The sequence below is a fragment of the Cobetia sp. AM6 genome (genome assembly GCF_009617955.1).
Lineage (GTDB): Bacteria > Pseudomonadota > Gammaproteobacteria > Pseudomonadales > Halomonadaceae > Cobetia > Cobetia amphilecti.
This window is the reverse complement of the sequence record NZ_AP021868.1, coordinates 352,276-372,183: the sequence shown is the minus strand read 5'-3', so window position 1 is coordinate 372,183 and position 19,908 is coordinate 352,276. Positions and strand designations below refer to the sequence as shown.

Annotated in this window: 14 protein-coding genes and 4 tRNA genes; 5 read left to right on the top strand and 13 right to left on the bottom strand. The window is 61.9% G+C overall.

Annotated features, from left to right (window positions below; genetic code table 11):
• Nucleotides 1–86: 86 nt before the first annotated feature.
• From rplI to rnr, 6 genes are all read right to left on the bottom strand, one after another.
• The gene (gene rplI / locus CLAM6_RS01725; RefSeq protein ID WP_043334754.1) at nucleotides 87–533 is read right to left on the bottom strand and encodes a 50S ribosomal protein L9; all 447 of its coding nucleotides are present in this window, start codon (nucleotides 531–533) and stop codon (nucleotides 87–89) included.
• A 12-nt stretch (nucleotides 534–545) separates the two neighbouring features.
• Complete coding sequence (locus tag CLAM6_RS01720; protein WP_043334783.1) at nucleotides 546–1,400, bottom strand: hypothetical protein; 855 nt, start codon at nucleotides 1,398–1,400, stop codon at nucleotides 546–548.
• 12 nt (nucleotides 1,401–1,412) lie between these two features.
• Nucleotides 1,413–1,640 (bottom strand): 30S ribosomal protein S18, encoded by a 228-nt coding sequence (rpsR, locus tag CLAM6_RS01715; RefSeq protein ID WP_024952281.1) that lies wholly within the window; start codon nucleotides 1,638–1,640, stop codon nucleotides 1,413–1,415.
• A 26-nt stretch (nucleotides 1,641–1,666) separates the two neighbouring features.
• Complete coding sequence (gene rpsF / locus CLAM6_RS01710) at nucleotides 1,667–2,047, bottom strand: 30S ribosomal protein S6 (RefSeq protein ID WP_043334756.1); 381 nt, start codon at nucleotides 2,045–2,047, stop codon at nucleotides 1,667–1,669.
• Between the two features lie 313 nt (nucleotides 2,048–2,360).
• On the bottom strand, nucleotides 2,361–3,272 hold the full coding sequence (gene rlmB / locus CLAM6_RS01705) for a 23S rRNA (guanosine(2251)-2'-O)-methyltransferase RlmB (RefSeq protein WP_082388189.1): 912 nt from the start codon (nucleotides 3,270–3,272) through the stop codon (nucleotides 2,361–2,363).
• A 164-nt stretch (nucleotides 3,273–3,436) separates the two neighbouring features.
• Nucleotides 3,437–6,151 carry a ribonuclease R gene (gene rnr, locus CLAM6_RS01700; RefSeq protein ID WP_084589528.1) on the bottom strand — a complete coding sequence of 905 codons (2,715 nt, stop codon included), beginning with the start codon at nucleotides 6,149–6,151 and terminating at the stop codon, nucleotides 3,437–3,439.
• Nucleotides 6,152–6,513: 362 nt separating this feature from the next.
• On the opposite strand from rnr, the gene CLAM6_RS01695 reads away from it, so the two are divergent.
• From CLAM6_RS01695 to CLAM6_RS01680, 4 genes are all read left to right on the top strand, one after another.
• Nucleotides 6,514–6,600, top strand: a tRNA-Leu gene (locus CLAM6_RS01695).
• Nucleotides 6,601–6,723: 123 nt separating this feature from the next.
• Nucleotides 6,724–6,810 (top strand) — tRNA-Leu (locus CLAM6_RS01690).
• A 42-nt stretch (nucleotides 6,811–6,852) separates the two neighbouring features.
• Nucleotides 6,853–6,939: transfer RNA gene (locus tag CLAM6_RS01685), tRNA-Leu, on the top strand.
• Between the two features lie 100 nt (nucleotides 6,940–7,039).
• A tRNA-Leu gene (locus CLAM6_RS01680) sits at nucleotides 7,040–7,126 on the top strand.
• A gap of 287 nt (nucleotides 7,127–7,413) precedes the next feature.
• Here the strand turns inward: CLAM6_RS01680 and CLAM6_RS01675 are convergent.
• Nucleotides 7,414–8,280, bottom strand: coding sequence for a DNA/RNA non-specific endonuclease (locus CLAM6_RS01675; RefSeq protein WP_225347493.1), 867 nt, complete (start codon nucleotides 8,278–8,280; stop codon nucleotides 7,414–7,416).
• A 448-nt stretch (nucleotides 8,281–8,728) separates the two neighbouring features.
• Between CLAM6_RS01675 and CLAM6_RS01670 the strand changes: the two genes are divergently transcribed.
• Nucleotides 8,729–9,046 (top strand): high-potential iron-sulfur protein, encoded by a 318-nt coding sequence (locus CLAM6_RS01670; protein ID WP_043334757.1) that lies wholly within the window; start codon nucleotides 8,729–8,731, stop codon nucleotides 9,044–9,046.
• Between the two features lie 191 nt (nucleotides 9,047–9,237).
• Here the strand turns inward: CLAM6_RS01670 and CLAM6_RS01665 are convergent, their stop codons facing one another.
• From CLAM6_RS01665 to CLAM6_RS01640, 6 genes are all read right to left on the bottom strand, one after another.
• Nucleotides 9,238–10,803 carry a SpoVR family protein gene (locus CLAM6_RS01665; protein WP_052384722.1) on the bottom strand — a complete coding sequence of 522 codons (1,566 nt, stop codon included), beginning with the start codon at nucleotides 10,801–10,803 and terminating at the stop codon, nucleotides 9,238–9,240.
• 83 nt (nucleotides 10,804–10,886) lie between these two features.
• Nucleotides 10,887–12,170, bottom strand: a complete 1,284-nt coding sequence (locus tag CLAM6_RS01660) for a YeaH/YhbH family protein (protein WP_043334759.1) — start codon at nucleotides 12,168–12,170, stop codon at nucleotides 10,887–10,889.
• A gap of 97 nt (nucleotides 12,171–12,267) precedes the next feature.
• The gene (locus CLAM6_RS01655) at nucleotides 12,268–14,190 is read right to left on the bottom strand and encodes a PrkA family serine protein kinase (protein WP_043334761.1); all 1,923 of its coding nucleotides are present in this window, start codon (nucleotides 14,188–14,190) and stop codon (nucleotides 12,268–12,270) included.
• Between the two features lie 704 nt (nucleotides 14,191–14,894).
• Nucleotides 14,895–15,980: a threonine aldolase family protein gene (locus CLAM6_RS01650; RefSeq protein WP_052384721.1), complete on the bottom strand. Its 1,086-nt coding sequence runs from the start codon at nucleotides 15,978–15,980 to the stop codon at nucleotides 14,895–14,897.
• Nucleotides 15,981–16,179: 199 nt separating this feature from the next.
• The gene (locus tag CLAM6_RS01645) at nucleotides 16,180–17,253 is read right to left on the bottom strand and encodes a 1-aminocyclopropane-1-carboxylate deaminase/D-cysteine desulfhydrase (protein WP_084589529.1); all 1,074 of its coding nucleotides are present in this window, start codon (nucleotides 17,251–17,253) and stop codon (nucleotides 16,180–16,182) included.
• A gap of 203 nt (nucleotides 17,254–17,456) precedes the next feature.
• Nucleotides 17,457–19,484 carry an NADPH-dependent 2,4-dienoyl-CoA reductase gene (locus tag CLAM6_RS01640; protein WP_043334766.1) on the bottom strand — a complete coding sequence of 676 codons (2,028 nt, stop codon included), beginning with the start codon at nucleotides 19,482–19,484 and terminating at the stop codon, nucleotides 17,457–17,459.
• Between the last annotated feature and the right edge of the window lie 424 nt (nucleotides 19,485–19,908).

Sequence of the window (19,908 nt, the reverse complement as noted above, 5' to 3'; positions counted from 1 at the left end):
CGCCTTCGCATCGAGGATGCAAAGGCGGCTTGGGTACCGCAGCAGTCGCTACACCGGATCACCGGCCAGCCACTGCAAATCAGCGATTACTCGCCGACCACGACCACACGGACAGTGGCAGTCACTTCAGCGTGCAGCTGCAGCACGATGTCGTATTCGCCAGTGTTGCGCAGCGGGCCTTCCGGCATGCGGACTTCGCTCTTGGCGATGTCGATGCCAGACTGGGCGATAGCTTCGGCCAGATCACGCGGACCGATGGAACCGAACAGCTTGCCTTCTTCGCCAGCTTTGGCGACCAGGGACAGTTCGATTTCGTTCAGCTGAGCGGCACGCGCTTCAGCTTCGGTCTTGCGCTCTGCAACCTGTGCTTCCAGCTCAGCGCGCTGAGCTTCGAAAGCTGCCTGGTTTTCAGCAGTGGCCGGAACTGCCAGGCCGTACGGCAGCAGGTAGTTGCGACCGAAGCCAGCCTTGACGGAAACCTGGTCACCCAGGTTGCCCAGCTTGCCAATCTTGTCGAGCAGAATGACTTGCATCTCGTAAACCTCTTATCGATGACTGCCGGCGAGACGTGCGCGAAAATCCGCAAAGACGTCCACAAGCGCCAACAGCAGCAAAATCAGAATCGTGGGCCAGGTGGTCAGCATCATGAAATAGACGCCGACGAGCCATAACCCGCTCATCCCCTTTAACCCGATGTAACCATGTACCAGGGCAATGCCCGCCACCAGCAGCGGTATCCAGATCAGCAGGAGCACTGCAGGTACATTGAGCAATACGCCAATGATCCCGCAGGCTGCCAGTATCAGGATTTCGGGCAAACTCAGCCGAAAGGCATGGAATTCGCTGCGAAACCCACCCGGATTGTAGAGCCCGGACTGCCAACTGCGCGCCAGGGCCAGACAGCCCGTGGCGGCCAGCAGGACCACCAACCCGGTAATACCACCGATGACCAGCCCTGCGAGCTGTTCAGTCGGCACACCTTGAGCGGCAAAGTCGTTCAAGCGTGCGTCAAGCTCAGGGGCATTCTTGCGAATGCTCTCAAGCAGTGGACCGGCTCCGCCTGGTGGCAGGAATATCCCGGACTGCACCATCAGTGCCGCCGTCAGGCTGGCGCCTATCAGCGCCTCACCCCATCGCACGCGAGCGCGCAACAGGGTTGCCATCAGGGTGACCAGCAATACGGTTGCCAGAGGCACCGGATCGCCTTGTACCCACCACCAACCGGCCGGAACGGCGGCGGCGATGACTACGGGTGCGGCAGGCGCAAGGCCACGCCGAAGCGTGACCAGCGCACTGATGGCGGCACTGAACCAGAAGAACCAGGGCACGATTCCCGTCAGCAATGCAATCGCGATGCATTGCAGGGGGCCGCGCATGGCCCAGCGTGCCAGTGCCAGCATCATGGTGTCGCCTTACTGGTGGCTGTCGCTGTACGGCAGCAGAGCCAGGTAGCGAGCACGCTTGATGGCAGTCGCCAGCTGACGCTGGTAGCGTGCCTTGGTGCCAGTGATACGGCTCGGGACGATCTTGCCGGTCTCGGTGATGTAAGACTTCAGGACTTCGATGTCCTTGTAGTCGATCTGCTTCACGCCTTCAGCGGTGAAGCGGCAGAACTTGCGACGACGGAAAAAACGTGCCATTGCAATGACCTCCTGGGGGTGCGGTATCAGTTAGCGTCTTGAGCTTCGGATTCGTCACGCTTGTCTTCGCGACGCGGACGCTTCTCTTCAGCCGGCTTCATCATCGGAGACGGCTCGATGGCCGCTTCCTTTGAACGCACAACCAGGTTACGGATGACGGCGTCGTTGAAACGGAAGATGGTTTCGAGTTCTTCGACCACCTCACCGGTAGTTTCGACGTTCATCAGCACGTAGTGGGCCTTGTGGATCTTGTTGATCGGGTAGGCCAGGTGACGGCGACCCCAATCTTCCAGACGATGCACAGTACCGCCGGCTTCGGTCACGATGGAGGTGTAACGCTCGATCATGGCCGGAACCTGTTCGCTCTGGTCCGGGTGGACCATGAACACGATCTCGTAGTGACGCATGGCTTGGCTCCTTTCGGTTTGACAGCCCCCACGGCGCGTCTCGGGCCGGGAAGCAAGGAGTGGAGTGATTACTACGGTTGTGCCATTCAGACCCGAAGGCCACGAAAGACGCGCGCGGGCGAGGACAGGTGCCCCCATGCCGCGCATTCACTGCAGACTGCACTTCACAGAACCGCAGTATTGTAGAGAGGAGTCAAGGGCTTGGCAAGCGGCCCGTGAAAGACAGCCAGCCCGTTCCACCGGCCGCTGCTCTCTTGCCTCTCTCTTGCCTTTCTCTTGCCCGTCCCCTGACTATCCCCTGCCGACAATTGCCTCAACCGCGGCGTTGACGCACGGCCTCGAACAGGCAGATGCCCGCGGCAACCGAGACATTGAGGCTGGAGACGCTGCCCGCCATCGGCAGCTTGATCAGGCTGTCGCAATGCTCGCGGGTCAGACGACGCATGCCTTTGCCCTCGGCGCCCATCACGATGGCGACCGGGCCGGTGAAATCGGCTTCGAAGGCCATGGATTCGGCTTCGCCCGCCGTGCCCAGCACCCAGACACCGGCTTCCTTCATGGCGTCCAGCGTGCGGACCAGGTTGGTGACCTGATAGACCGGCACCACTTCCGCTGCCCCACAGGCCACCTTGCGCACGGTCGCATTCAGTGAAGCCGACTTGTCCTTGGGCACGATGACGCCATGGGCGCCCGCGGCATCGGCACTGCGCAGGCAGGCACCGAGGTTGTGCGGATCCGTGACGGAGTCCAGCACCAGAAACAGCGGAGCTTCTGCGTGGGACCAGCCATCGAGACGCAGCTTGAGGCCGGTCTCGTTCTCGGTGGCCAGCGGCGCGCACAGCGCGACCAGCCCCTGATGGGCGCCACCGCCGACGGCCAGTGCATCCAGCTCCTCGCGCCCCTTGAGGGTGACGCGCGAGCCGGCGGCACGCGCCTGCTCGATGATCTCGCTCAGGCGCAGCTCGGCCTCGCCCGCCTGCACCCACAGCTCGCTGGGTGCGCGGTCACGTGCCAGCAAGGCTTCCACGGCGTGCACGCCATAGACGGCTTCCAGGCCACCGGGAATCTTCGGCGCGGCGGCGCGAGCGCCACCCTTGCGTGCCCCGCCACGCTCGTGACGCTGAGCGCCGCTGCGCTCACCTCGGGAATGCTCACTTCTGGCGTGACTAGCACGCTCGCCGGCGGGCTTGCCGCGGCCGGGCTTGCGCCCCTTGTCCTGACTCATTGTGCCTTCCTGACTGATGACCCGACGGGCCCTGTCACATTGACGGAAACTGAGCTGCCGCCGACGCGACAGCCTTGAAATCGTGCAGCCTGACGACTGCCCAACGCATCAGCCCCGACCGGAGCCGGGGCTGATGCAGTGACGCGCGAGGAGCAGAGCCGAAATCAGCTACGGCCGTTACCGCGACGCCCGCGCGAGCGCGAACCCCGCTTGCGCGACGGGTCGTCCTTGCCTGCGGCACCCATCGGCGCGACCGGCGCGAACGGGCTGTCGGCAGCTTCTGGACCACTCGGCACGGCCGGACGCGCCGCAGCCGGCGCCTCTGCGGCGGGCTGCTGCTCATTGCCAGCGGCGGCCTTGCGCTCTCCACGGCCCGAGCGATCACTGCGCTCGCCACGCTCACCGCGCGGCTTGCGCGGCGGACGCTCACCTACCGGTTTTTCAGCCGCAGCCGCGTTGCCATTGCCTTCCTGACTGACTTCCTCGGTCAGGGACTTGAGGCGTTCGCGCTCACGCTTGCCGGGACGTCCCTTGGCGGCGGATTCCTTGCTGGCAGTGGAACCACTCTTGCCGGCTGCCGGCTTGTCGCCCTCGCTGCTGCGCGCCTTGCGCGGCTTGCGCTTGGGGCGCGGCGTCGGGTCACTGAGCATGAAGTCGATCTTGCGCTCATCCATGTCGACACGGGCCACCTGGACGGTGACGCCATCGCCGAGACCATAGCTGACGCCGGCACGCTCACCCTTGAGGCGATGCTTCTCGGCCTCGTAGTGATAGTAGTCGGACGGCAGCGAGGAGATGTGCAGCAGGCCTTCGACGTAGTAGGCATCCAGACGCACGAACAGGCCGAACTGGGTGACTGCCGCGACGGTGCCTTCCAGCACTTCCCCGACCTTGTCCTTCATGAACTCGCACTTGAGCCAGTCGTTGACGTCACGCGTAGCCTCATCGGCGCGGCGCTCGGTCATCGAGCAGTGCTCACCCAGCTCGAGCATCTGCTCGAAGGTGTACGGGCACCACTTGGTCGGGCGCTCGGTCACGGCATCTTCAGCGCGCAGCACGGTGTCGGTCTTGCGCGGACCACGGATGACGGAACGAATCGCACGGTGCACCAGCAGATCCGGATAGCGACGGATCGGCGAGGTAAAGTGCGCGTAGGCATCGTAGGCCAGACCGAAGTGACCTTCGTTCTGCGGCGAGTAGACCGCCTGGGTCATACTGCGCAGCATCACGGTCTGGATGATGTCGAGGTCCGGACGCTCGGCGATCGAGGCACGCAGTGCCTGGAAGTCCTTGGGTGCCGGCTCGTCGCCACCTTCCAGCGTCAGCCCCAGCTCACCCAGGAAGGCGCGCAGGTTGTTCAGACGCTCCGGTGCCGGCTGCTTGTGGACACGATAGAGGGCCGGGAGATCGTGCTCATCCAGGAAGCGTGCCGTCGCGACGTTGGCCGCCAGCATGCATTCCTCGATCAGCTTGTGCGCGTCGTTGCGGGTACGCGGCACGATCTGCTCGATCTTGCGCTCATCGTTGAACAGGATCTGCGTTTCGGTGGTCTCGAAGTCGATGGCACCGCGCTTGTCACGCGCCTTGCGCAGCACGCCGTACAGCGCGTGCAGGTTGTGCAGCGACGGCAGCAGTTCGTTGTACTGCTGGCACAGTGCCTGACCTTCCTCACTTTCCGGGTCGGTCAGCATGGTGCCGACCTTCTCGTAGGTCAGGCGAGCATGTGAACGGATCACGGCTTCAAAGAAGCGATAGTCGAGCATCTCGCCACTGCTGGCAGAGATGGTCAGCTCACAGACCAGCGTCAGACGATCGACATGCGGGTTGAGCGAGCACAGACCGTTGGAGAGCAGTTCCGGCAGCATCGGCACGACCTGACCCGGGAAATACACCGAGTTGCCGCGCACATAGCCTTCCTGATCCAGCGGGCTGCCGCCACGCACGTAGTGGGAGACGTCGGCGATGGCGACCAGCAGCTTCCAGTTGCCGTTGTCGTCCTGCCAGGCACAGACGGCGTCATCGAAGTCCTTCGCGTCTTCGCCATCGATGGTGACCAGCGGCGTCTCGCGCAGGTCGATACGGCCCTTCTTGTCTTCTTCCAGCACCTCGGCGGAGATGGTCGAGATCTGGTCTTCGACTTCCGGCGGGAATTCACTGGGAATATCGTGCGAGCGGATCGCGATATCGATTTCCATGCCCGGATCCATGCGCTCACCGAGCACCTCGACCACTTCACCCACCGGCTGCACGCGTGTGGCGGGCTGCTGAGTGATGCGCACGGACACCACCTGACCGTCCTTGGCACCATTGGCCACGCGGTTGGGGATGATGACTTCCTGCGCGATGCGCGAGTTCTCGGGAATCAGCACACCGAAGTCCGGCTCGGACTGACGATAGATGCCGACCAGGGTCTGGGTGTTGCGCGCTAGCACCTCGACGATGGTGATCTCGTCGCGGCCACGACGGTCACGGCCACTGACGCGAGCCAGCACCTGATCACCATGGAAGACGCGACGCATCTGGCGCGGCGGCACGGCGAGGTCCGGCTTGACGCCATCTTCGCGCGCCAGAAAGCCGAAGCCGTCGCGATGACCGACGACGCGGCCACGGATCAGATCCAGCTTGTCGATCAGGGCATAGGCACCGCGACGATTGCGCAGCACCTGACCATCACGCTCCATGGCATTGAGGCGACGGCGCACAGCTTCCTGCTGCTCCTCGTCCTCGAAACCGAGCATGCGGCTCATGTTCTCGTGGGTAATGGGCTTGCCATACTCTTCCAGCTTGTCGAGCAAGAACTCTCGGCTGGGGATGGGCTTGTCGTACTTATGGGCTTCGCGTTCCGCGTGCGGGTCGTCGCTGAGCGTCCATTGGGTCATTAATCAGGATTCCTTGACGATGAATTCGAGACGGGCAGCGATCGCGGCACGGAATGACAGGTTGTCTCTCATCCGCGCATTATAGCCTCTACCCTTGGGCCGACCCAACCATTCCCCGCCACTCATCACGGCGGAGGGGCCATTCAGTGCTCTCAATGGCGGCCCGAGGCCAGACTCTCAAGTCTGAAAGCTCGCCAATTGATGAGCTTCATCTGTCTGTTCTCTGTCTGTCCTCTGTCTGTCCTCTGCCTGTCTTCTGTCTTCCCTCATCAAGCGAGAGAGGCTTTCTGCGGCTCGCTCAGCAGGACATGAAAGAAAAAGCTTGCATTCCCGCAGTACATCCGTATTATTCGGCACCACTTGCCCAGATGGCGGAATTGGTAGACGCGCTAGCTTCAGGTGCTAGTGTCCGTATGGACGTGGAGGTTCAAGTCCTCTTCTGGGCACCAATTTCAGGTTTCATGTTGGCGTGACACACGTTAAGATGGATACCAGAAAACGGGTAAAGCATTTAAGTTTCAACAACTTGACTGCTGATCCGGGTCTGCGGACCGAAACGAGTTCTGATGTCTGCCCAGGTGGCGGAATTGGTAGACGCGCTAGCTTCAGGTGCTAGTATCCGTAAGGATGTGGAGGTTCAAGTCCTCTCCTGGGCACCACGGACGTCAGACTCACAACGAACGACCCCTGTATCGCGCTTCGCCCAGATGGCGGAATTGGTAGACGCGCTAGCTTCAGGTGCTAGTATCCGTAAGGATGTGGAGGTTCAAGTCCTCTTCTGGGCACCACGATGCGCACTCGAACAGGGAACATGGCATCCACTACCAAGGATTTCATGCTCGTTCAGCTGCAAGACTCAGCTCTTGAGACTTCAGCACACAACTTGATGCCCAGATGGCGGAATTGGTAGACGCGCTAGCTTCAGGTGCTAGTGTCCGTATGGACGTGGAGGTTCAAGTCCTCTTCTGGGCACCATCAAATTGATATCCGATGCATCCTCGCAGCGCCTGCTGCTCACATCGCGATACTCTCCCTCGCTATATCCTGACTGACTCACCCTCTTGTTTTGCTCAGACCCACAGCGCCCTGCGTTGTCTTTCGCATGTCGCGAAGAAAATACCGCCCTCCTCATGCGCAACTTGTCCACACCCATTACTACGCCTGGCGCTGTGGATAACTCTTTTCAGCTGCACCCCTTCAGTCGGCACCTGTCCGCCGAACTCCTTCAGTACGTTCCTGTCAGTCGGACCTTGGCAGCGCGCTCAGTAACGTGATGGCGTACGACTGAAACTGTCGACCTGCCAGCCATCGCGCACGACTTGCGCCTCGAGGCGCTGCTCGACGTCATCGGGAAGCTCATGGAAGAAGTCCAACCCTGTCAGAGACTCGATGCGATCGATGCTGACCAGAAAACGGTCCAGCGGCTCATCTCCCCTCACCTGCTGCGGGAAGAGAAAGGCCAGCGCACGCGGTGCCTGCCGACCCGAGCCGGGCGAGATGATGATCTTGTAGAAGGCATCGGGAATCTCGATCAGATTGGGCAGCCGCTCGATACTGCCGCTGAAGACCGGCCCTGCCGTGATCCATAGTGCGCCTTCGCGCGGAAGGATGCTGTCCATGATGGCGGCTTCCAGCCGTTGCCAGAGCTTGCGATTGAGCGCCGGTGTCTGTGGCGAGATATTCGTCATGCGAAAGGTCTGATGCTGCGCCTTGACGCCGTAGATCTTGCCGATGGCGTAGTTGGGCGCCAGGTGTCCGCGGTCGTAGCCACTGTTGCGATAGCTATCCGGCGTGACGGGCCACAGCGAGCGCCAGTCGCGCTCGAACTCGTCAGGACGCTCCCCCAGCCGCGACCCTTGAGTATTCTCGAGCCGCCATGTCACCCACAGCGGGTTGGCGCGCAGATCAGACCAGCCCACCAGATAGGCATCGCTGCGCAAGCCGCGCGCCAGCGTCTTCCAATCCAGTGCACGCGCCTGCGGCACGCCCTGCCAGACGTAGAACTGCTGGTAGTCGCGCTCCTGCCACCACCAGAGCCCACCCCCTACCAGTGCAAACACCACGCTGACCCCGAAGCCCCGCCACAGCTTGCGGCCGGCCGAGCGAATATCGTCCATCACATCCAGCATCCCGCCATTTCCTTCTTGTCGTTGCAGTTACCTCGGCAAGGCATGCATCCATCATTTCGCCATGGCTCGCGGGCCACAGCGACGTCATTCACGTTCCTGCGTCGATTCCATCATGCCAGAGTTCTGCCAGCGAGGCTGACGGTTGCCCCAACTCAAGCCACAATAAGCAGGCAGCACCCGCTTGATGCACCATCGGCGAGCAGAGACCTCCTGACAAATCTGCCCGAATACTGATGGCGCAGAACCTGACCACATGTTCAGTATCTGGCATGCCATCTGCATCCATGAATGCCAGCAAGCGGTCAGCAATGCCACACAGAGTACCCATCAAGGTGCCGGTGGCACCCGCGACACTGCAACGACTGACATGCAAGCGCCTCCTGACAGGCGAGCCGTGACCGCAGCACATCCCGACGGTTGTGCTCCATTGATGAGAAGGAATCCGACCATGGCCAATCAGAGCCGCCGTAACTTCATGCGCAATAGTCTGCTGGGGCTCGCTGCCCTGCCGCTGGGCGCCGCCATACTCTCACCCCGCGCCCTTGCCGCCGACCTGCCGCGACTGGATACCTCCAATCCGCAAGCCAAGGCGCTCAACTACGTGGAAGTCGCCAGTGAAGCCAAGGACCACCCCGCCTTCAAGCCGGGTTCGGACTGCGCCAACTGCATGTTCTACAAGCCCGAGAACGAAGGCTGCCAGCTTTTCCCAAGCCATAGCGTCGAGCCGAAGGGCTGGTGTCAGTCCTGGACCAAGCGCCCGGCCTGAGGTGCGCAACCGGAACCCTCTGGCTGAGAGCACGAGCATGAGCACGAGAGCCGATTGAGACAAGAAAACCGCCGCGAGGGTGTCCTCACGGCGGTTTTTTCATGCCTGCCTTATGCCGATTGCGCGCCGGTCAGGGCTGGCATCCTCTCGGCACCCCCCTCGATCCGCCATGAGCGTCACCTGACGCCCTGTCAGCCGGGATTGGCATCCTCCGGCAGTGGCCACTGGTAGCGCCTTGCCACCTCATCGTTCTCCATCGACTCCAGATGGACAGGAAAGCCCCACAGCTGATGCAGATAGCGCATCACGGGGTAGACGCTGCGCGCCAGCGGGCGCCGATCATCCTGCACATGGCGCAGGGTCAGCGAGCGATCACCGCGAATGTTGGCGGCCCACACCTGGATATTCGGCTCACGGTGGCTCAGTGCGTACTGTACGCACAGCGCCTCACGAATGCGCTTGTAACCACGACTGTCGTGAATGGCGTCGATGACGAGATGCTCATCGCTGTCGTCATCGACCAGCGAGAACAGCTTGAGATCCCGGATCACCTTGGGCGACAGGAATTGCTGGATGAAGGACTCATCCTTGAAGTTGCGCATCGCGAAGTGCACCGTTTCCAACCAGTCGCTGCCGGCGATATCCGGGAACCACTCACGATCCTCATCGTCGGGGTGCTCACAGATACGCTTGATATCGGTGAACATCGCGAAGCCCAGCGCATAGGGATTGATGCCGTTGTAATGCGGGTGATCGAAGCCGGGCTGCTGCACCACCGAGGTATGCGACTGCAGGAACTCGAGGATCACGCCCTCGCCGATCAACCCCTCATCGTAGAGCTGATTCATGATGGTGTAGTGCCAGAAACACGCCCAGCCCTCATTCATCACCTGCGTCTGGCGCTGCGGATAGAAGTACTGCGCCAGCTTGCGCACGATACGCACCAGCTCACGCTGCCAGGGCTCCAGCAACGGGGCATTCTTCTCGATGAAATAGAGCAGGTTCTCCTGCGGCTCCGGCGGATAGCGGCCGCGGCGATGCAGACCGAGAGGATCATTGACCTCATCGATCACCTCATCCTCTTCGCCCGCCTGGGGGATCGTGGTCCACAGCGCATTCACCTGGGCCTGCAGGTAGGCTTCACGCTCCTGCTGACGCTGGACCTCCTCTTCCGGCGAGATGGCCGAAGGGCGCTTGTAGCGATCCACGCCATAGTTCTGCAGTGCATGGCAGGCGTCGAGCAGCTGCTCGACGGCGTCCACGCCATGACGCTCCTCGCACTCGGACACGTATTTCCGCGCGAAGACGAGGTAGTCGATGATCGCCGAGGCATCCGTCCAGGTGCGGAACAGATAATTGCCCTTGAAGAAGCTGTTGTGGCCATAGCAAGCATGCGCCATGACTAGAATCTGCATCATCAGGGTGTTCTCTTCCATCAGATAGGCGATGCAAGGGTCGGAGTTGATCACCAGCTCATAGGCCAGCCCCATCTGCCCTCGCCGATACGCCTGCTCCACCGACAGGAACTGCTTGCCGAACGACCAGTGATGGTAGCCGACCGGCATGCCGATGCTGGCGTAGGCATCCATCATCTGCTCGGACGTGATCACCTCGATCTGGTTGGGGTAGATATCCAGCTTGTACTGCGCGGCGATGCGCGCGATCTCGCTTTCGAAATGCTCGAGCAATTCGAAGGTCCAATCCGACCCGCTGGCCGGCTGGGTGTCTTCCAGCCGGCTATCGATGCGCTTGCTCATTCGGTCATCAAGACCGCCATCAAGACCATGACTCATGAGGCCTCCTGGCCCGGCGCGACTGCCGGGCACGTCGCATGATGTGATCAGGCGCTGATGCGGCGCTTGAACAGCTCGCGGAATACCGGGTAGATATCGCCTGCCTCGACGATCTGCTGCATGGCAAAGCGTTCCGGAAATTCCGCCTCGACCCGCTCGTACTCCTCCCATAGCGCCTGATGGGCATGCGGCGTGATCTCCACATAGGCGTAGTACTGCAGGCGCGGCATCAGCTTCTTGATCATCAGTTCGCGACAGTTGGTGGAATCGTCATCCCAGTTGTCGCCATCCGAGGCCTGCGCCACGTAGAGATTCCACTCGCCGGCCGGATAGCGCGATTCGATCACCTCATCGAGCAGCGTGAGGGCACTGGATACGATGGTGCCGCCGGTCTCGCGGGAGTAGAAGAACTCCTCCTCGTCGACTTCCTTGGCAGCGGTGTGGTGACGGATGAAGACCAGCTCGACCTTCTCGTAGTTGCGCTCCAGAAACAGATACAGCAACAGGAAGAAACGCTTGCCGATGTCCTTGTGCGCCTGGGTCATCGACCCCGAGACATCCATCACGCAGAACATCACCGCCTTGTTGGACGGCATCGGCTGATTGATGAGGTGGTTGTAGCGCAGATCATAGGTATCGAGGAACGGCACCGCCTTGAGGCGCGCCTCGAGCCGCTCGATTTCCGCCTTGAGCTCACTGATGCGCACCTTGTTGCGCAGCACCGGGTCCTTGCGCTCCTCCTGCTCCAGCGCTTCGACAGCCTCCTTCAGCGCCCGCTTGATCGGGGAACGCATCGCGATGCGCCGCGCCTGCGCTGAACGCATCGAGCGCACGATGTTGATACGTGCCGGTGTACCGTCACGCGCGATCCCCGCGCGCACCGGACGCACCTCTTCCATGTCCGCGATCTGCTTGCGTTCCAGATGCGGCAGTTCCAGCCCGTCGAAGACGAACTCGAGAAATTCCTCACGCGACAGGGTGAAGGCAAAGTCATCTTCCCCCTCGCCCTGGTTGGAGGCCTGGCCCTCGCCACTGCCACCTCCCCCACCACCGCCACTGGGACGGCGCATGCGGTCCCCTTCGACAAATTCCTTGTTGCCGGGATTGATCACACGCCGCTTGCCGCCCTGTCCGTGCTGGAAGACCGGCTCGGAAATGTCACGCGTCGGAATGGAGACTTCCTCGCCGCGCTCCATGTCGGTGATGGAGCGCCGATTGACGGCATCCTCCACCGCCCGCTTGATATGACTGCGATAGCGCCGAATGAAGCGCTGTCGATTCACTGCACTCTTGTTGCGTGCATTGCTGCGTCGATCAATGAAATAACTCATTCGCCCTCCTTGCCGGCCCCGCCCTCAGCGGATGGCCGGATGGCAAGTGCCGGCGGCAATCGTGCCCGCCGGCAGGCCTGTCGTCAGTCGGCAGGGCTTACTGCGACTTGCGTACGCGCAGATACCATTCGGACAACAGGCGCACCTGCTTCTCGGTGTAGCCGCGATCCACCATGCGCGCCACGAAGTCCTCGTGCTTGCGCTGGTCGGATGCCGAGGCCTTGGCATTGAAGGAGATGACCGGCAGCAGCTCTTCGGTATTGGCGAACATCTTCTTCTCGATCACCGCACGCAGCTTCTCGTAGGACTGCCAGCTCGGGTTGGTACCGTTGTTCTGCGCCCGTGCGCGCAGCACGAAGTTGACCACCTCGTGACGGAAATCCTTCGGGTTGGAGATGCCCGCGGGCTTCTCGATCTTCTCCAGTTCCTCGTTGAGTGACTGACGGTCCAGCAGTTCGCCGGTCTCGGGATCGCGATACTCCTGCTCCTGGATCCAGAAGTCGGCATAGGTCACATAGCGATCGAAGATGTTCTGCCCATACTCGGAATAGGACTCGAGGTAGGCGGTCTGGATCTCCTTGCCGATGAAATCGACATAGCGGGGCGCCAGGTATTCCTTGATATAGCGCAGGTAGCGCTCGTGGGTTTCCTTGGGCAGCTGCTCCTGATCGAGGCGCTGCTCCAGCACGTAGAGCAGATGGACCGGGTTGGCCGCGACCTCACTGGCATCGAAGTTGAAGACCTTGGAGAGAATCTTGAAGGCAAAGCGTGTCGAGAGCCCATCCATCCCCTCGTCGACACCGGCGCTATCGCGGTATTCCTGGATCGACTTGGCGCGCGGATCGGTATCCTTGAGGTTCTCGCCATCATAGATGCGCATCTTCGAGTAGACGCTGGAATTCTCCGGCTCACGCAGACGCGACAGCACGATGAACTGGGACAGCATGCGCAGCGTATCCGGGGCACAGGGCGCCTGATTCAGCGACGAATGTTCCAGCAGCTTGGCGTAGATCTTGACCTCCTCGGAGGCGCGCAGGCAGTAAGGCACCTTGACGATATAGACGCGATCGAGGAAGGCCTCATTGTTGCGATTGTTGCGAAATGCCTGCCATTCGCTCTCGTTGGAGTGCGCCAGCACCACGCCATCGAAGGGAATCGCGCCCATGCCTTCCGTCGGGTTGTAATTGCCCTCCTGGGTCGCGGTCAGCAGCGGATGCAGCACCTTGATCGGCGCCTTGAACATCTCGACGAATTCCATCAGCCCCTGGTTGGCCTTGCACAGCCCGCCGGAGAAGCTGTAGGCATCCGGGTCGTCCTGGGCATAGAGCTCCAGCTGACGGATATCGACCTTGCCGACCAGCGCGGAAATGTCCTGGTTGTTGTCATCGCCCGGCTCGGTCTTGGAGATACCGATCTGATTGAGGCGCGAGGGGTAGAGCTTGACCACGCGGAACTTGCTGATATCACCGCCATATTCCTTGAGGCGCTTGGCGGCCCACGGTGACATGGCACTGCGCATGCAGCGCTGGGGAATGCCGTACTCCTTCTCGATCAGCTCGCCATCTTCCTCCGGCGAGAACAGCCCCAGCGGAGACTCGAAGACCGGCGAGCCCTTGATGGCATAGAAGGGAATCTGCTCCATCAGCAGCTTGAGACGCTCCGCCAGAGACGACTTGCCGCCGCCCACCGGGCCGAGCAGATACAGGATCTGCTTGCGCTCCTCCAGTCCCTGCGCCGCATGCCGGAAGTAGGAAACGATCTGCTCGATAGCCTCTTCCATGCCATAGAACTCGGCAAAGCTTGGATAACGGCGGATCAGCTTGTTGGAAAAGATACGGGAAAGACTGGGGTCCTTGGCGGTATCGATGACCTCCGGTTCACCGATGGCCGCCAGCATGCGCTCGGCAGCGCTGGCGTAGGCAGTAGTGTCCTGCCGGCACAACTCCAGGTACTCCTGGAGACTCATCTCTTCTTGCTGAATCCGCTCGTAGCGGCTCTGCACGTGATCGAAGATGCTCATGGAAGCCTCCTTGTCGCGACATCAGTCGCTGGGACCATCGCCGGGCCCACTCAGGTAAGACCGCAAAATTCGTTCGTCCGCTCAGCCTGAAAAGCGTACGCAGGACGACTGCCTCGGCGTGTTTATCAGCATAGGTCGATATAGGGTGCTGGTGTCCAATACAGTGAATGAATGCATTCAACGAACTTTCCGCCGGCGGAGCCAGTTCTGCCAAGCACCGCAGGATCTACGGCAGCCAGTGGGTCAGCAGACACTTCGATGGCGCCTGAACACCTCTGACAACGCGTTGAAGAAAGCTTCGAAAGACGCGAAAACTCGACCAATGCTTCTGCTGTCGCGGGTGATTCACTCATGTCATGTTGCACTGCAGCACACCTTGAGCATAGGAACAGACTGACGGTTGACGCCAGTCACTCTCACGCCCAGACGACACTGCATACCAGCCAGTCGAGCAAGAATGGCCGCGCCCACACTTCACTCCCGACCACCTCCGCCACGCTTCATACAGCCTCCTGGCTCACCACAAAGACCATAAAAACAACGACTGGCGACGAAGTGGCTACCAACCTGATCAGACTCTTGCCTCAGTCACGCATGACGTTGACAAGACCGGACAACCGGCCACAAAAAAAATCCCCACCGCCGGGGCGATGGGGATCTCGAGGGAGGCGCTCACGCCTTCGGGACTGCCTGAATCAGGAGACTCACAGCACGTCGCGAATATCCTTGAGCAGGGCGTCGAGCAACTCGGTGGTGGTGTTCCAGGAGCAGACGAAGCGTGCGCCACCCGCACCGATGAAGGTATAGAAGGTCCAGCCACGCTCACGCAGTGCCGCCAGCACATGCTCGGGGAAGCTGGCGAACACGCTGTTGGCCTCGCCGGGGAACAGCAGCTCGATTCCCTCCAGCGCCTCGAGACGCTCGGCCAGATACTGCGCCATGCCGTTCGCATGGCGGGCGTTGTTCAGCCAGACATCATTTTCCAGCAGCCCCATCCAGGGCGCCGCGATGAAGCGCATCTTGGAGGCCAGCTGACCGGCCTGCTTGCAGCGGTAATCGAAATCGCGTGCCAGCTTGCGATCGAAGAAGATCACCGCCTCCCCCATGGCCAGACCATTCTTGGTGCCGGAGAAGCACAGCACGTCCACACCCGCCTTCCAGGTCAGCTCAGCCGGCGAGACATTCAGCGCGGCGCAGGCATTGGCGAAACGGGCGCCATCCATATGGATCTGCAGATCATGACGGTCCGCCACTTCACGAATCGCCTGCAGCTCTTCCAGGCTGTAGACGGTGCCGACCTCGGTGCACTGGGTCAGGGAGATCACGCGCGGACGCGGATAGTGGATATCGCTGCGCTTGGTGACCAGCTGCTCGATGCCTTCCGGCGTCAGCTTGCCGTTGGGGCCCGGCGCGTTGAGCAACTTGGAGCCGTTGGAGAAGAACTCCGGCCCGCCGCATTCATCGGTCTCGATATGGGCCAGTTCGTGGCAGATGACACTGTGGTAGGACTGGCACAGGTGGGCCAGCGACAGGGAGTTGGCGGCGGTGCCATTGAAGACGAAGAACACCTCACACTCGGTCTCGAACAGCTGACGGAAGCTGTCGGTGACCTGCTGTGTCCAGCGGTCATTGCCGTAGGCGAGATCATCATCACGATTGGCCTGCATCATGTACGCCATCGCCTCGGGACAGATACCGGACGTGTTGTCACTGGCCAGAAAGCGTGAAGTGCACGCTTCATCGGCAGCAGAGGTCGCAGCGGGGGTCGGGGCAATGGCGTCAGTCGTCATGGGAATTTCCAGAGCGGGACAGGGGATCACCCTGTCCGGTGAAACAGACACGGCTCCCGGATGGCAGGAGCCGCTGCAGAAACTCCATCATAACAGCGCTGCACGCCGCCGCCAGTGGCAGGTGAAGGCTGCACGCAAGCCACCGGAGGGCGCCTCGCGAGAGGAGACGAGCCAGATGACACTCGCCTCGCCAGCACCCTCAGATGGCCTGCAACGCCGGATAACCTCGCCGCCCCTGCAAGCCCCCGCTGTGCAGCACGCGAATGCGCGTACCGCGTGCGATCAGACCATTGGCCAGATGATGCGCCAGCGCCGCAAACAGCTTGGCGGTGTAGACCGGCTCCACCGCAACGCCGGTCTCGGCCTCGAAGCGCTGAATGAACTGGATCAACCAGTCAGGCGCCTTGGCAAAGCCGCCGGCCTGCGCCCCCAGCCACAGGCCCCACTCCGGCGTCTTCTGCTGGCTGCCGCCACTTTCCGCCAGCAGGCGACGCACACGATGATAGAGCTGATCGCCATGATTCATGGTCGGCACCCCGATGACCCGCAGCCCATCGCGCTCGCCCAGCGCACTCAGCACCCCGGCAAGCGTCGTGCCGCTGCCACAGGCCAGCAGCACCAGCTGCGGCGCAGATTCGCCCGGCACCGGCTCGGCCAGCGCCTGAGCCAACGGCGCCAGCCCGGCGACGCCTTCCACGCAACCGCCACCCTCGGGAATCCATACCCCCTCGCCATGGCGCCTGGCAAAATCAGGCTGGTCGCGCTGCCGGTACTCGGCTCGCGAGACGAAACTCAAGCGCATGCCATTGTCGCGCGCATCGGCGAGCGTGGGCGTCAGCGGCGCTTCGGGATGCCCGCGCACCAGGCCATGCGTCTCGATGCCCAATCTGGCACCCGCCGCCGCCAGCGCATGCAGATGGTTCGACCAACCACCCCCACAGCTGATGATGCCCCGCTTCTCGCTCAACGCCCTGGCCAGCGGCAGACGCAACTTCCAGGCCTTGTTGCCGGAAATCTCGCTGTCCAGCGTGTCGGCGCGCAGGCACTCGACGATCACACCGGCCTCATCGGCCAGCGGCCACGCCAGGCGCTCGACCGCTGGCGGCGTGAACAGATCCATCAGGCTGTCCAGTGTCTCGGCTACCGGCGGGGAGGCGGCCAGCGATGATGAAGTCCGAGCATCCTCCCTGTGAGGCGGCAAAGGACTGTCCTCGGTGTCCGGCATCAGAGCCTCAGCGGTGGCATGGCGTGAGGCGGCAGCGTGCGGTGACATGAGCAGATCCCATCGTGGCGGCAAGGCAGAGATCAGAGCGCATCGAGCCGCTGGCGCGGCGCCCGAGGCAAACTCTGAAGACGACAAAGCCACCACGGAGGCACATGCAGCAAAGGCACGGCGTCCGCGGTGGCTTCCATCAGTCTAGGCAGTGGTCAGGCTCAGCTCAACGCTGAATATCCCCATGCGTGATCGCGGTCAACTCAAAGGGCAGCGGCCGCCATGGTGCCCTGCGCGATCGCGCGCTTGGCATCCAGCTCTGCCGCCTTGTCGGCGCCACCGATGATATGCAGCTCCACCCCCGCCGCCTCCAGAGGCGCCTTGAGCTCCAGCACCGAATCCTGCCCGGCGCACAGCACGATGCTGTCCAGAGCCAGATGCTGCTCTTCGCCATTGAGGCTGACAGTCAGGCCTTCGCTGTCGATCGAGCGATACTCACAGCCGGCGACCATCTTGACGCCACGCTGCTTGAGGGTCGCGCGATGCACCCAGCCAGTGGTCTTGCCCAGCCCCTTGCCGGGCTTGGAAGTCTTGCGCTGCAGCAGCCACACCTCACGAGGCGCCTGCGGCACCACGGGTGCCTTGAGGCCGCCAGGCGTGCTGACCGAGAGATCCACCCCCCACTCCTCGCACCACAGCTCACCATCCAGCGAGGGCGACGGCTCGACGTGAGTCATCAGCTCCGCGACATCGAAGCCGATCCCGCCAGCCCCGATCAACGCCACGCGACGCCCGACCCGCTCCGGCGCACTGATCGCCTCGGCATAGCTGAGCACCTGCCCCCGCTCGATACCGGCTTCGACACCCTCGATATCCGGCGTCCGCGCCTTCACCCCCGAGGCCAGAATCACGGCATCGAATTCCGCCAGCATCTCGGCGGTGGCGCGAGTATTGAGACGCACCTCGACCCCACAACGCACCAGCTTCTCGTTGAAGTAACGCAGTGTCTCGTCGAACTCTTCCTTGCCGGGGATGCGGCGCGCGAAATTGAACTGCCCACCCACCTCGGACTGCGCCTCGAACAGCACCACCTCGTGACCACGCTCTGCCGCCGTCACGGCGGCAGATAACCCCGCAGGACCTGCGCCCACCACTGCCACGCGGCGCTCATGTCGCGCAGGCTCGATCACCATCTCGGTTTCATGGCAGGCACGCGGATTGACCAGACACGAGGTCAGCTTCATCTGGAAGGTATGATCGAGACACGCCTGATTGCAGGCGATGCAGGTATTGATGATGGCAGCATCGTCCGCTCTGGCCTTGCTGACCCATTGCGGGTCCGCCAGGAACGGTCGCGCCATCGACACCATGTCGGCATGGCCCTCGGCCAGCACCGACTCGGCAACCTCGGGCATGTTGATGCGATTGGTGGTGATCAGCGGCAGACTGAGCTCCTGCTTCATGCGCTGGGTCAGCCCGGTGAAGACAGCGCGCGGCACGCTGGTGACGATGGTCGGCACACGCGCCTCATGCCAGCCGATGCCGGTATTGATCAGGCTCGCCCCTGCCGCCTCGATGGCCTTGCCGAGCGCGACCACTTCCTCCCAGGTGCTGCCCTCATCGACCAGATCCAGCATCGAGAGGCGATAGATGATCAGAAAGTCCTCACCCAGCGCGGCACGGATACCGGCGACGATCTCCACCGCCAAGCGGATGCGATTCTCGAAGCTGCCCCCGTACTCATCCTCGCGCTGATTGGTGCGCCGACAGATGAACTGGTTGATGAAATAGCCTTCCGAGCCCATCACCTCGACGCCGTCATAGCCGGCCTCGCGGGCCAGGCTGGCGCAGCGCACGTAGTCAGCAATCTGCTCCTTGACCTCTGATGTGCTCAGCGCGCGTGGCGTGAAGGGGTTGATCGGCGCCTGAATCGCCGAGGGCGCGACCTGATCCGGCGAGTAGGCATAGCGCCCCGCATGCAGAATCTGCAGACAGATGCGCCCATCCTCGGCGTGCACCGCCTCGGTGACCTCACGATGGTGCTCCGCCTCCTCCGGGGTGGTCAGCTTCGCGGCCCCCTGCATGACAGCCCCTTCCGCGTTCGGCGCGATACCGCCCGTGACGATCAGCGCCACCCCGTGGCGTGCACGCTCACGATAGAACGCCGCCAGGCGCGCGAAGCCATCGGGAGTCTCCTCAAGCCCCGTGTGCATAGAGCCCATCAGCACACGGTTCTTGAGCGTGATGTGGCCCAACGTCAGCGGACGGAAGATATTCGGATAGGCAGTCATTGCGGTCTCTCCTTGGCTGTCTCGAGCCCCTCGGACAATCATTGTTATATCGCGCCGCCGCCACTCTCATCAGCAACACTCACTGAGTCATGGTCGTCAGTAACAGGTTGTCAGGACATCAACGACTGATGACAGATGGCAAACGGTCGTATGAAACGAGTGATCCCAGTGTAGAGCATCGCGCCATGGGCTCAATACTCCCAAAGGCCACATTGCGAATGACATCAGTGATGACATCAGAGAGGTGAGCAACCGCGCAGGACACCCATCAACGGGAAAGAACGAAATGTCGTGATGTGCCCATGGAAGGCCGACAAGCCTGGAGCATGGCCAGGTCGAGAAGAGAGAAGAGGAAAGAGGCAAGGACAGGGAGACAAGCGGGCCGGGCCAGTACAGAAGACTTTCCGACAGCCAGAAACGCAAA

Coding starts and splice junctions, on each gene's coding strand:
- CLAM6_RS01655 (WP_043334761.1), bottom strand. CDS start 14,190: ATGAGCATCTTCGATCACGTGCAGAGCCGCTACGAGCGGATTCAGCAA.
- CLAM6_RS01665 (WP_052384722.1), bottom strand. CDS start 10,803: ATGAGCAAGCGCATCGATAGCCGGCTGGAAGACACCCAGCCGGCCAGC.
- CLAM6_RS01660 (WP_043334759.1), bottom strand. CDS start 12,170: ATGAGTTATTTCATTGATCGACGCAGCAATGCACGCAACAAGAGTGCA.
- CLAM6_RS01640 (WP_043334766.1), bottom strand. CDS start 19,484: ATGACTGCCTATCCGAATATCTTCCGTCCGCTGACGTTGGGCCACATC.
- rlmB (WP_082388189.1), bottom strand. CDS start 3,272: ATGAGTCAGGACAAGGGGCGCAAGCCCGGCCGCGGCAAGCCCGCCGGC.
- rpsF (WP_043334756.1), bottom strand. CDS start 2,047: ATGCGTCACTACGAGATCGTGTTCATGGTCCACCCGGACCAGAGCGAA.
- rpsR (WP_024952281.1), bottom strand. CDS start 1,640: ATGGCACGTTTTTTCCGTCGTCGCAAGTTCTGCCGCTTCACCGCTGAA.
- CLAM6_RS01650 (WP_052384721.1), bottom strand. CDS start 15,980: ATGACGACTGACGCCATTGCCCCGACCCCCGCTGCGACCTCTGCTGCC.
- rplI (WP_043334754.1), bottom strand. CDS start 533: ATGCAAGTCATTCTGCTCGACAAGATTGGCAAGCTGGGCAACCTGGGT.
- CLAM6_RS01645 (WP_084589529.1), bottom strand. CDS start 17,253: ATGTCACCGCACGCTGCCGCCTCACGCCATGCCACCGCTGAGGCTCTG.
- rnr (WP_084589528.1), bottom strand. CDS start 6,151: ATGACCCAATGGACGCTCAGCGACGACCCGCACGCGGAACGCGAAGCC.
- CLAM6_RS01670 (WP_043334757.1), top strand. CDS start 8,729: ATGGCCAATCAGAGCCGCCGTAACTTCATGCGCAATAGTCTGCTGGGG.
- CLAM6_RS01675 (WP_225347493.1), bottom strand. CDS start 8,280: ATGCTGGATGTGATGGACGATATTCGCTCGGCCGGCCGCAAGCTGTGG.
- CLAM6_RS01720 (WP_043334783.1), bottom strand. CDS start 1,400: ATGCTGGCACTGGCACGCTGGGCCATGCGCGGCCCCCTGCAATGCATC.